Raw genomic sequence first — 11,249 nt, 5'->3', positions numbered from 1 at the left:
GAAAAAAGCCAAAGAGATTAAAAAATCTCTTTAGCTAATTTTAAAACATATGGCTATTAAGTTTGCAACAGCCCCTATACTTTAATTAAGTGGTGCCTAGATAGGAGCTAATTTTTTCCACACCTTTTATAATCAAATTTTATTATCATTTATATTATACTATATTGAAATAAAAAAAGCTAGAAAAAATAGTCTAGCTTTTTCATTTAAGAAATATTTGTAAGTTGATATTTTCATTTTTAACATTGATTTCATCTTTATTTAATAATACTATTTCTTTAATCATAAGTTTAAAAAGATCATGTATATCTTCTCTATCTTCATCTTCCATATATTCAATAGCTTCTTTAAGTAATTTTAAGTTATTTATTTTCTCACAGCTTGTTTTTTGATTATCTATAAATTTTTTTATACTTTCAATTTCTTTTTCTTTAGCTGATACAGCGTTATCTATACTATCCACTTCTTTTTTTAATTCCTCTATACTAATGAGATCATTTTTAAAAAGTTGCATAACCTTTTCTCTAGCCTTTTTATCTTTTTCTATTAATTGTGAGATTGAATCTATTTGGAGATTATAATTTTCAAGCTTTAAGTTTACTTGATTTAATTCTTCTAATTCTGATAATTTAAGAATTTCTCTAATTATATTACCTTCCATTTTCCTATAAGATATAGCCTTTCCACAATCACTACATCTATAATTATATTTATGGCCATTCTTAGCTGAAAAATATTTTCCTCCACAACTACAAGTAACAAGTCCTGTAAACAGAAGTTTAAAACTTACAGAAATATTTTTCTTTCTAAGACTAAGAATGCTCTGAACTTTATCAAATATCTCTTCTGAAATAATAGGAGAGTGATTTCCTTCAAAATATTGATAATCTTTATTTATTTTTACTATTCCAGTATTTATATTATTTTCTTTTTTTCCATATCTAAATAGTCCTTTGTAAAATGGATTAGTTAAAATCCATCTGACACTTTCCATAGGTTTATTAAAATATTTTGAAGTTTTTGCTATACTTTGAGTTCTTAAATAATGATCAAATATACTTTTTACAATAATAGCATCCTCTTCATCAATAAGAATAACATCATTATTTTGAGGATCTTTTTTATATCCTAGTGGTAATTTTCCACCTTGCCAAATTCCTTCCCTTGCTCTTGCCCATTTATTTGATTTAACTCTAACAGATATTTGTTTTCTTTCGTATTCACTAAGACTAGATTGGATTTGAAAGAATAGCATTCCTGTTGGTGTGGTTGTATTAAGTTCAGGTTGAGATATACTTACAAAATGAATATTACTTTTTTGAAGTTCTAAAACAAAGTTGAGCATAGTTAATGTAATTCTTGATATTCTTGAACTTTCAAAAACGACTAATACATCAAATAATCTAGCTTTTATTTTACTATTCAGTTCTTGGAATCCTTTTCTTTCATCATTTCCACCAGATTCAACATCTTGTATAACTTCAATTAATTCATAATTATTAAACTCACAATAGTCTTGGCATTTTTTTATTTGAAATTCAAGACTTCTTCCTTCTTCTTGGGTAACAGTAGAAACCCTACAATAAGCTATCGCTTTCAATTTTTTCATTTTCTTTTACCTCTCTTTTAAGTTGGTTATCCCTTATTTTGTGTAAAAGTTCTATTATTTCTTCTTTGTATTTCATTTTCTTACCTCCAATCTTCTTTCCCATTTTTATTAAAATTGGGAGTATTTAAAATAATGATTCACATTTGTTAACTGCTCTGCATCTATCTGCTAATTCTTTGTAATTTCTATAAAACTCTGATTTTGAAATATCAAGTCTTATAATCAACTGAAGATTAGTGATCTTGTAATTTACTCTGCATAACTCTTTAAGAAGAGAGATCCTTTTTTCTCTCTTCTTTTCACATGCTTTATATTTAACACCTGACTTTCTAATTCTCATAACTATGCACCCAGTATTCTTTTAAATATACCTTTATGCTTTAAGCTATAATTCTCAGCTTTTAACTGTTCCACTTCTCTTTGAAGGATCACTCTCTCTTTTTCCAAAGTGGATAGATTACAGTTTTTAATATCTATCACTCCTAATAACTTTTCATTATAATCTGTAATTGCATTTATTCTTTTAAGAAAATAACTTTTCTCTATTCTATATTTGTTAAGCTCTTTTTTCTTTGCTTGTCTGCTCATACCTAAAAACCTCCATTTTGAACATATCCCAATTTTCATTTTTTACTTTTATAATATTTCTTTTAGCAAATATCCAATTATTACCTATTAAGCTTAACAAGTAAATATTTGAATATCCATTATCAAACTTCATAACTTTCTTTTTTGACTTCATTATTTTGTTTCTATATTTTTCTAAATCATTTATGTTAAATCTCATCTTTACTTTCTCCTATACTAATGCTGGTTTGACATAATTAATTCTCCTTATAACATAAATAGTAACCTCCTCTCTATCTTCATCAGTATAATCAACTCTTCCATTAAATACAGTATTCTCTTCATCTAAAGAAGCGAATACAATTTTTACTTCCTTATTACCATCTATATTTGCTAACATTTCAATTAGCTCACTTACTGTTACCATTTTCCACCTCTTTTATTATTGGATTTTTTTTCTTTTAATTTTAGTGCCTAAACGTTTTCTGATTTTTTCTGATCTAATTTCAAGTTCATTAAAAGTTATCTCTTCCCATTTCGTTGATTTTCTCAATAGTATTTTATAGTCTTTATCATTCAGTCTTTTATAGGCTTCATATGCAACTCCTAAAGACCAAAAAGCAAACTTGGAAACATTTTTAAATTCCTCTCCATTTATAATTTGTATTCCTAGTTCTTTTTTCAATAATACTTCCATAATCCCTCCAGCAAGGAGAAGAGGATCTACTCCTCTTCTATATTACAATCGCATACCTATTATTTATCTTCTCTAACTTTTGACACTTTATTAATTTTAAGTGCATTGAATATTTTTTCTATATCATTTTTAGAAAAATCTTTTCTAGTTAAGCCTATATCTTTTATTTTTATATTATGAGCTTTTTCAAATCGTTTTATAAATTCTGTAATTGACAAACCATCTCTTGAGCCAATTAGTATTTTTTTTATTTCTTTAAAGCAATATCTCATAGCAAAAATATTACCAAATATTTTATAATTTGTATCTTCAAGTTTTCTAACTTTAAATACTCCAATTCCACCATCTTTATTAATTAAAGATAGTTTTCTAAATTTGTGTTTAAATAAATAATGTTCTCTATAAGTTTTTCTAGCATTAAATGCTCTCATTTATTCCTCCCACTCTGCTATACTCTCTAACTTATTAAATACATCTCCTGTATTCATACAGTTCTGACAATATATACAACGTTCTGTTGTCATTTTTTTCTCATTAATATAATCATAATCTTCTATATATCCATTTTCATCAAATTTAACATATTTTTTAGTTTTTTCTATGTTTCATCCACTAAAAAATCTGTACAACCACAAATTTTACATTTCCAATATCCCATTAATTTTCCTCCTATCCCTCAATTGCTTTTTCTTTTAGCTCGTTGTACTGTTCCATACTCATATCATCTAAATTACTTATTCCATAAAGTTCTTTAGCCTTTTTTACTACATCAAAATTATTTGATTGTGCTATTTGCATTAGTAGTTGCATTTCCTCTGTTGTAGGTTTATCTTCAACAATTACTCCATCTTCATCATATTGAATAATACTATCATCAATATATTCAGAGTTAACTTCATTAGTTTTCTCATCTAATTTGTGAAGTTGCTCATCTTTTCTAAGATTTTCTATCATTTCAACTGAGATTGGCAACCATTTTAACATTTTTTTAGTAACTGTTTTTAGTGACATTTCCTCAAAGTTTTTATTCCAAATATCATTTTTAAAGTTTCCTTTTCTATACTTCTCTTCATGCTCTATTACTTCTCTTTTAGTCATATACTCAAAAGCTCTAGTTCCATCTTTTAAAATTGCTACCGAATAGAATCCAACTATTTCTCCTCTTCCATCTGAATTAGTAAAAGCTGGTTTATGTTTCAAAGTTCTATCTAATCCATACTCTATATCAAACTCATCATTTGAATACACTGTATATGCATAAATATCACTTAATTGTCCTGTCCTTCTAAGTAACTCTATCATTCCTTTATATCCAAGTTGGAATTGACACTCTATTGTTCCTAATTTTTTATTGTTAAAAGGGATCAAATAACATTGTCCAAGTACTCCAGGCTCTAATCCTAATTGTGCTATTGTCATTAAGCTACCTAATAGGCTCTCTGCACTACATTCAGCTAGTTTAGGGTTTTGTCTTATAGTTGTAATAGCTATCCTTGTAAATCTCTCACTATTAAGATGTTTTGGAAGAGCAGCAGCAAACTGCTTCTCTCCAGCCTTTATTATGTCAAATATTGTCTTGCTTGGTTTTTTCTCTGTTACTGCTCCACTACTTCCTTTTGCTAATGAATTTGTTGCTTTTTTTACTTCTGCCATTTTAATTATTCCTCCTATAATATTTCCAAAATATAAGTTGTATTTTTAGTAGTTATTTTAATAACTCCTTCTCTTATCCAAAGATTTCTGATTTTATCAATCCTTAATATAAAATCAGAGTTTATTTCTTCTAATAAAACTTCATTTTTATCAGCTTCTATCAATCTAAAATCATGTCCTACTTTGTTATTTTCATCTGATACATAGCCTAGTTTTACTATTATTGATTTCATTATTCCTCCCACTCTGCTATATCTTCTATAAAATTAAATATACTTGATGATTTTCCACAGTTTTTACACTCAAGATAACATTCATTTGATTGATCCACTTCTTTTTCTTCCTCTTCACCATCTTCATCAAATGTAACAAGCACCTCTGTTGTTGTTATAATTGTTTTTTTAAAAGTTGTGCACCCACATTCTTTGCACTTCCACATTTCTATGCTACCTCTTTATTTTTTTTAGTATTTTTACCTATTTTTATAAATTTAATTTCTTTAGATACAGAGTATCTTTTTTCAACTTCCTTATATTGTGCTACCAGCTCTGGATTTTCTTTCTCCATAAGTTCTTTATCTACTGAACTTCTAGCTTGAACTGATATAGTGAACTTATAATCAGTACTAATAGCTTTATTACAATGATTGTTATTTAGCTCTAATATTATCTCTTGTTTTTTTAATTTTATTTGTTGCTCTAAGCTCTTCATTTGCTCTTCTAAGACTTTTATCTCTTCAGCTTTAGTATTTAGTTCATTAAGTTCTACAACTTCCTTATTATCTTTGTCAGCTCTTTCAAGTAAATATTTTGAATAAGAATCTGACCCATCTAACATTGGAGGAACTCTTTTCTCTACATGATTTTTCCAAAAATCTGTTGCTTTTTCTTGTAAATAATCAATGTCCTCAAGACTTCTCTCAATGTAGAACTCCTTATAATCATTTCCACCTACTAGACAAGCTATGTATGCATATGATAACCCTGTAACAAATAGATAGTGTTGTACTTGAGCATAGTAGCTTTGAGGAACTGTATCTCCTGTCCATTCGTCTTTGTTATATGCTGATGTAGTTTTTAATTCCAATATTCCATATCTATCTTTTCCAGGATCATAGATCATTCCATCTACATTGGCCACACACACTCCTCTTTGGATAGTGTATGGAACTGTATAACATTTCATATTTTTATGTCTTTCTTGAAACTCTTCAAATACTATCTTTTCAAGTTTATGTCCAAAGTGAGTAAATCTATTTCCTATGTTCTTATTGCCTTCTGTTTTATCAATATAGACATCAATAGCTGACTTATATTTATTTACTCCTAAGATAGCTCCAATATCAGATCCACCTACTCCTATTCCTCTTAATTCATGCCATTTCTCTTGATTTTCGTAAGAGAATATCTTTACTATTGGAGGAACTATTTCTTTTAAATCCTCTTTTGATAATTCTTTCTTTTCAGAATTAACTTTATTGATTAATTCCTCTAATTCTGCTTTTTTCAATTTGCTATATCCTTTTAAACCTAATTCTTTAGCTTTTGCTTTAAGTTCTACTACAGTCATTAAGACCACCTCTTTTTAAGTTTTTGATAAGGCTCCTAATAACTTAGGAGCTATACTAAAAACTTAACTTGCTTTTTCCTCTTCTATCCACTCTTGAATAGTTTTTATAGCCTTATCCAAAGCTTCCTCATAAGTGTTAGCTACATATCCATCTCCCATTACATAAACTGCTGGAGAGCCATATGCTATTGAAAAGCTCACATCTTCTTCCAAAGTTCCGTTGTATTCCTCTGCTAAATAAATTAAAGTTACTATTTTCTCTTCCATTCTTCTTCCTCCTGCTTTTCAAATGAATCCAATATAGCTACAATCATAAAACAAACGTTAGCTCCTATTGTGAATATTCCAAAGAAATCACTGCTAAAAAAATCTACTAAGAAATCAGATAACATATTCATTTCTATTCCTCCTAAATAATTTCAATTTCATAAGTTGTATTAACTATAAAGTTCTCTCCATCTGCTCCCGTTATTTCAAGTGATCCATCTCTATTTAACTTAGTCATAAATTCATATCCTATCAGTCTTTTAAAGATCTCTCTTGCTTCTCTACCTTCATAGCAAAATTTTGTGTTCTCATCTGCCACAAGCTTTTTAAAAGCTATTTTATTCTTTCCAAATCTTTTAATTTTAAGTGTCACTCATCTTCCTCCAATTCTTTTATTTTCTTTTCGAGCTCTTCCAACTCCTCTGTGTTAATCTCAATTTTAGGGATCTCCACTCTTATAGTTGGAATTTTTATTTTTTCCATATATTCCTCCTTGACAGTTCAAGGGGAAACTTGCTATAATTTCTATAGTTGGATGTCAAGTTCCCACCAAGAACTTTTCATCTTGAGAGTAGTGCCCCACACTACTCTTTTTTTTATTTATTTTTTGCGATATTGCAACAGAATAATTAAAAAAATATTTGATTTATTGCTTATTTTATATAATTTTTTCTTTTATCTAAAATAATTATAGCATATAATTTGCGATGTTGCAATACATATTTTTGTGTTTTCGCAAAAAATGTAATATACTTAAAGAGAGGAGGGATTAAAATGTTAGATAAAAACAAAGAAATTGGAAATTTATTAAGAGAAAAAAGAAAAGAACTTGGATATAGTTTAGAAGATGTAAAAATTCTTTTAAAAAAAGATTTTGATATAGATTTAGATAATAGTAATATTTCAAGATATGAAAATGGAACTGTTAAGAATATGAATGCAGCATTTTTAAGAGCTTTATGTAAAGTAAATAAAATTGATTATATTCCTATTTTTAAAGATTTAGGATATGTGGATCCAGAAGACAATAGAATTTTTAACATGACTTCTAAGGATAAAAGTCAATATGATAAAACTATGGATGAAGCATCTTTATTTTTTAATGATGAAAATGTTTCTGAAGAGGATAAACAAAAGCTATTACTAGCTATGAATGAAATGTTTTTCATGAGTAAACAGATTAATAAAGATAAATATGCTAAAAAATCTGATAAAGATAAAAAGTGATGACTTATGGATATAAAAAGAAGGGTTGTTAATTTAGAAAAAAAATATGGGACTAGAAATCCATACAGACTTTGCAAAATGTTAAAAATCAATGTTTTGTATATGGATCTAGGAAATATAAAGGGAATTTATAAAAAAGTTGTCACTAATAAATTTATAGTTATTAATGAAAATTTAGATGAATTTTGTCAAAAGGTTGTATTAGCCCATGAACTTGGACATGCTTTACTACATCATTCAAAAGAGATACAAGCATTAAAAGATTATGATTTATTTCCAAAATATACTAACCAATTGGAAGTAGAAGCTAATACTTTTGCTGCTGAATTGTTGATAGATGATACTTTTGACAATGATGATTACATAGAAAAACCTAGTATTGATATTAGGATATTAGAACAATTGAAGGAATTGAAGTATTATAGATAATTATAAAAAATATTTAATTTTATTAATAGAAATATATAATGGTATATATTTAAGTATGTCTAACTATATAATTTTAAGGGAGGAAAAATGGCTGGAAAAGTTATTTCTTTTATGAATATGAAAGGTGGTGTTGGAAAAACAACTATCTGTGTTAATTTAGCTCATTGCTTGGCAATCCATTCTGAAAAGAAAGTATTAGTTATTGATATGGATCCACAAGCTAATACAAGTCAATATATGCTTGGGAAAACAAGATATAAAGAAGTTTTAGAGAATAATAAAACTATATTTGAAATTTATCGAAGCTCTCTTGAAGATTTTAAATATTCTAGTGTTGATGATGTAGAGGATAAAGATGAAGATAATCATAATGCTAAAAATAGTATAATATCTCAAATCAGTGATAATCTTGATTTAATACCAGGAAATTTGGCGATGGTAAGAATATCTCAAGGAACTAATTCAAATACTAATTTGAGATTAGCACATTTTATTAATTCAAATGATCTTTTAGAAGAATATGATTTTATTTTTATAGATTGTCCGCCTACTCAATCTATTTATACAGATTCATCCTTAAATGTTTCTGATTACTATATATTGCCAGTTAAACCTGATTTTCTATCAAGTATAGGAATAGAGCTTGTAAAGAGAATGATAAAAACTCATAATAATAGTGGATTGAAAAGAGTAAAATGCGCTGGTATAATTATTAATATGGTTCATAATCAAGAATATGAAAAAGAAACGTTACAAAAAATTAAGGAAAGCAATATAAACGATGTTTATGAAGAATGTATAAAATATTCACCGAAGGTTTCAGAAGGAGCAGAAAAACAGAGATATTTACTTGATATAAATAGACATAAGAAAAGCATAAAAAATATAGCTACAACATTTTTAAAGAAGGTAGAAGGAGAAAAATAATTATGGAGAAAAATAAAAGAAATGAGTTAATATTATCAGCTTTAAATAATATTATGAATAAAACTAATTACCAAAATAATGGAGAACTTGAAGATATTATATTTTTTATAGGTGCTTTTTCATTATTAATTGACAATAAATTAATTTTTAAAAAAAATAAAGATTTAGCAGAATTTTTAGAAAAAAAATTTGAAGTTAAATTCGCAGAATATTGTAAAAAGTCAAGACCTTTAATGATTGGAAAAACTATTAAACATTTTATAGAGGAAAAAACAGATCCTGCTGAAAATATAAATGAGTTGTATCGAACTTTAATTCTGTTTAAAGAAGGAAAATTAAATGAAACAACTTGGAGTGATATAATAAAAAATATAAATTTAGAGAGTGATTTATAATGGGATTATTTTCTTCTCCATATGTGGGCTATAGTATAAATTTAGATAAAGACTTTAAAATTTTAATAAAATATTTAAAAAATGAATATCCAAATAAATATAATTCAAGTTTAAATTCAAGTTTAAAGAAACTTCATAAAATTTTATGGATTTTATCTGTAACTAGAAAAAATTTCTTAGAGAGTAATATTTATTTTTCTGATATTTTAACTACCACACTTTCATACATAAATACTTTATTATTAAAAGATTTAAAAACTTTAAAATTTTTATCAAGGAATTCAATTGAAGATTTTATAAAATTTTCTAAAATATTTTTTTGCGAAATAGATACAAGTAATGCTCCTAGAGATATTTTTCCTAGTATTTTTAAGAATTCATCAAAAATAGAATTTATTCATATTCAATATCAATTTATAAAGAATAAATACTCAGAAATTTCATATGTACTTCATGGTAATAATATAAATAACATTAAAATTTCAAAGCAATTAAAAGAACATTCCAATTTATATTCAAATATTGAATTAGAGAAAGAGGTGAATGTTTATTGTGATCTTGTTATTAAATTTTTAGAAATATATTATTTTTATTTTTTCAAAGATATAGATAAATTGCCTCAAAATGAAATATTTATTTTACGAGAACTTCTTTCAAAAGAATGGTTGTTAGAAATTCAAAATAAAGTTTTTACAGAATATAAATAAAAGAAGATGAAAGTCTTCTTCCTTCTTAAGTAAGATAGGAATATTTGACTTTTTGCCAAAAATAGTGTATCATTTAAGTAATAAAAAATAACTCGGTCATTGGAGTATATGGCGAATGATACTGACTTGTTGCAGGGTTGGGACCCACTCAGGGGCTTTCACATACTGAGATTAGCGTTGAGGGAAAACAACTCAAAAGATACCCACTGCATGAAGAAAAAAGTCCTGCTTTTATAATAAAGTTTAGGACTTTTTTTAATAAAAATTTTAGGAGTATCAATGGAACATAAATTTTTAAATAGAACCCAAAAAATATCGATATCACAAGTTAATTTTAAAGAATATTTTGAATTTTATAGAGAATTTATATCTCCCTATTTATTTGATTATACTCTTGAAGATAATACAAAAATAATAGTAAAATTTCATGAAGATAATTTTCCACATTTATTAGGACTTCATAAATTAGAAACTTTTAAAAAATTTAAAAAATCAACTGAACTTAACAATGAAATATTAAAAAATAATATTACAATACGAAAAATCGAAATAGCAGAAAGAAATACATTAAATAATATAGAACTTAGAGATAGATTGACATATTTTCCTGTTTTAAGAACATTACTAGAAAATACTACTTCGGTGTTAAGGTATGATTTGAATATTATTTGGAATAGCAAAATTGAATTTTCTTTTTTACTTCGTTCAAATAAAATAACAATACTAGTTTATTTAGCAGTAAAGGAAATTAAAGGTAATACTAGAGTATGTGTTCCAGTATCATTTTTAGTAGATAGAAATGATAGATTTTCTAAAATGAAATTAGAAGAATTAAAAATAAAATCCCTATCAATTATAAAAAAGTAATTTTTATTAAAGACTAAGAAATTAGTCTTTTTTTATTTGTAAAAAATTAATAATATAGTTGATTCCTAAATAAAAAATTTTTTTGTAATAAATATTGCGTATTTGCAATTAAAGTGTTATAATTAATTTGGAGGTTATAAAATGAAAATAACTATAAAAAATTATAACGATTTAAAAGCTATTGCAATCCTAAAAGGGATTAAATTACAAACAGAATTACCTCAAATGCTTGGCTATAAAAGTCGTTGGGGATTAAAAATGTGTTTTGCAAGTAGTTAGTTTAATAAATTGCAACTTTAAATTTCCAACTTTTATCCATTGTAAATTTAATAACT

21 protein-coding genes are annotated in these 11,249 nt (G+C 26.2%); 7 read left to right on the top strand and 14 right to left on the bottom strand.

The window, feature by feature from the left end; genetic code table 11:
• Positions 1 to 202 precede the first annotated feature (202 nt).
• The 14 genes from ABNK64_RS10460 to ABNK64_RS10395 all read right to left on the bottom strand — a co-directional run bounded on the left by ABNK64_RS10460 (position 203) and on the right by ABNK64_RS10395 (position 6,735).
• Positions 203 to 1,609, bottom strand: a complete 1,407-nt coding sequence (locus ABNK64_RS10460; protein ID WP_349764332.1) for a recombinase family protein — start codon at positions 1,607 to 1,609, stop codon at positions 203 to 205.
• Positions 1,610 to 1,733: 124 nt separating this feature from the next.
• Positions 1,734 to 1,949, bottom strand: coding sequence for a hypothetical protein (locus ABNK64_RS10455; protein WP_349764331.1), 216 nt, complete (start codon positions 1,947 to 1,949; stop codon positions 1,734 to 1,736).
• A 2-nt stretch (positions 1,950 to 1,951) separates the two neighbouring features.
• Complete coding sequence (locus tag ABNK64_RS10450) at positions 1,952 to 2,197, bottom strand: hypothetical protein (protein ID WP_349764330.1); 246 nt, start codon at positions 2,195 to 2,197, stop codon at positions 1,952 to 1,954.
• The gene (locus ABNK64_RS10445; RefSeq protein WP_349764329.1) at positions 2,166 to 2,396 is read right to left on the bottom strand and encodes a hypothetical protein; all 231 of its coding nucleotides are present in this window, start codon (positions 2,394 to 2,396) and stop codon (positions 2,166 to 2,168) included. The genes ABNK64_RS10450 and ABNK64_RS10445 overlap by 32 nt, the downstream gene beginning before the upstream one ends.
• Positions 2,397 to 2,408: 12 nt before the next feature.
• Positions 2,409 to 2,603, bottom strand: a complete 195-nt coding sequence (locus ABNK64_RS10440) for a hypothetical protein (RefSeq protein ID WP_349764328.1) — start codon at positions 2,601 to 2,603, stop codon at positions 2,409 to 2,411.
• 15 nt (positions 2,604 to 2,618) lie between these two features.
• Positions 2,619 to 2,873: a hypothetical protein gene (locus ABNK64_RS10435; protein ID WP_349764327.1), complete on the bottom strand. Its 255-nt coding sequence runs from the start codon at positions 2,871 to 2,873 to the stop codon at positions 2,619 to 2,621.
• A gap of 59 nt (positions 2,874 to 2,932) precedes the next feature.
• Complete coding sequence (locus ABNK64_RS10430) at positions 2,933 to 3,304, bottom strand: hypothetical protein (protein ID WP_349764326.1); 372 nt, start codon at positions 3,302 to 3,304, stop codon at positions 2,933 to 2,935.
• 238 nt (positions 3,305 to 3,542) lie between these two features.
• Entirely contained in the window at positions 3,543 to 4,526 is a 984-nt protein-coding gene (locus ABNK64_RS10425; RefSeq protein WP_349764324.1) for a recombinase RecT, read from the bottom strand.
• 14 nt (positions 4,527 to 4,540) lie between these two features.
• A complete protein-coding gene (locus ABNK64_RS10420) occupies positions 4,541 to 4,759 on the bottom strand; it encodes a hypothetical protein (RefSeq protein WP_349764323.1) in 219 nt (72 codons plus the stop codon).
• Entirely contained in the window at positions 4,759 to 4,965 is a 207-nt protein-coding gene (locus ABNK64_RS10415; protein WP_349764322.1) for a hypothetical protein, read from the bottom strand. Before ABNK64_RS10415 ends, ABNK64_RS10420 begins: the two co-directional genes overlap by 1 nt.
• A gap of 2 nt (positions 4,966 to 4,967) precedes the next feature.
• Entirely contained in the window at positions 4,968 to 6,095 is a 1,128-nt protein-coding gene (locus tag ABNK64_RS10410) for a lambda-exonuclease family protein (RefSeq protein ID WP_349764321.1), read from the bottom strand.
• A 63-nt stretch (positions 6,096 to 6,158) separates the two neighbouring features.
• The gene (locus ABNK64_RS10405) at positions 6,159 to 6,362 is read right to left on the bottom strand and encodes a hypothetical protein (protein ID WP_349764320.1); all 204 of its coding nucleotides are present in this window, start codon (positions 6,360 to 6,362) and stop codon (positions 6,159 to 6,161) included.
• Complete coding sequence (locus ABNK64_RS10400; RefSeq protein WP_349764319.1) at positions 6,347 to 6,493, bottom strand: hypothetical protein; 147 nt, start codon at positions 6,491 to 6,493, stop codon at positions 6,347 to 6,349. Before ABNK64_RS10400 ends, ABNK64_RS10405 begins: the two co-directional genes overlap by 16 nt.
• A gap of 11 nt (positions 6,494 to 6,504) precedes the next feature.
• On the bottom strand, positions 6,505 to 6,735 hold the full coding sequence (locus ABNK64_RS10395; RefSeq protein ID WP_349764318.1) for a hypothetical protein: 231 nt from the start codon (positions 6,733 to 6,735) through the stop codon (positions 6,505 to 6,507).
• A gap of 401 nt (positions 6,736 to 7,136) precedes the next feature.
• On the opposite strand from ABNK64_RS10395, the gene ABNK64_RS10390 reads away from it, so the two are divergent.
• The 7 genes from ABNK64_RS10390 (at position 7,137) to ABNK64_RS10360 (ending at position 11,193) form a co-directional block, all read left to right on the top strand.
• Positions 7,137 to 7,589 (top strand): helix-turn-helix domain-containing protein, encoded by a 453-nt coding sequence (locus ABNK64_RS10390; protein ID WP_349764317.1) that lies wholly within the window; start codon positions 7,137 to 7,139, stop codon positions 7,587 to 7,589.
• Between the two features lie 6 nt (positions 7,590 to 7,595).
• Positions 7,596 to 8,018: an ImmA/IrrE family metallo-endopeptidase gene (locus ABNK64_RS10385; protein ID WP_349764316.1), complete on the top strand. Its 423-nt coding sequence runs from the start codon at positions 7,596 to 7,598 to the stop codon at positions 8,016 to 8,018.
• Positions 8,019 to 8,105: 87 nt separating this feature from the next.
• The gene (locus ABNK64_RS10380) at positions 8,106 to 8,945 is read left to right on the top strand and encodes a ParA family protein (RefSeq protein ID WP_349764315.1); all 840 of its coding nucleotides are present in this window, start codon (positions 8,106 to 8,108) and stop codon (positions 8,943 to 8,945) included.
• A 2-nt stretch (positions 8,946 to 8,947) separates the two neighbouring features.
• Positions 8,948 to 9,340, top strand: a complete 393-nt coding sequence (locus ABNK64_RS10375) for a hypothetical protein (RefSeq protein WP_349764314.1) — start codon at positions 8,948 to 8,950, stop codon at positions 9,338 to 9,340.
• Entirely contained in the window at positions 9,340 to 10,047 is a 708-nt protein-coding gene (locus ABNK64_RS10370; RefSeq protein WP_349764313.1) for a hypothetical protein, read from the top strand. Before ABNK64_RS10375 ends, ABNK64_RS10370 begins: the two co-directional genes overlap by 1 nt.
• A gap of 279 nt (positions 10,048 to 10,326) precedes the next feature.
• Positions 10,327 to 10,914 (top strand): PBECR4 domain-containing protein, encoded by a 588-nt coding sequence (locus ABNK64_RS10365; protein ID WP_349764312.1) that lies wholly within the window; start codon positions 10,327 to 10,329, stop codon positions 10,912 to 10,914.
• Between the two features lie 141 nt (positions 10,915 to 11,055).
• Positions 11,056 to 11,193 (top strand): hypothetical protein, encoded by a 138-nt coding sequence (locus ABNK64_RS10360; RefSeq protein WP_349764311.1) that lies wholly within the window; start codon positions 11,056 to 11,058, stop codon positions 11,191 to 11,193.
• The last annotated feature ends 56 nt before the right edge of the window (positions 11,194 to 11,249 follow it).

This window comes from Fusobacterium sp. SYSU M8D902, assembly GCF_040199715.1.
Taxonomy (GTDB): Bacteria; Fusobacteriota; Fusobacteriia; order Fusobacteriales; family Fusobacteriaceae; genus Fusobacterium_A.
The sequence above is the reverse complement of the archived record's forward strand: the minus strand, read 5'-3'. Positions and strand labels throughout refer to the sequence as shown.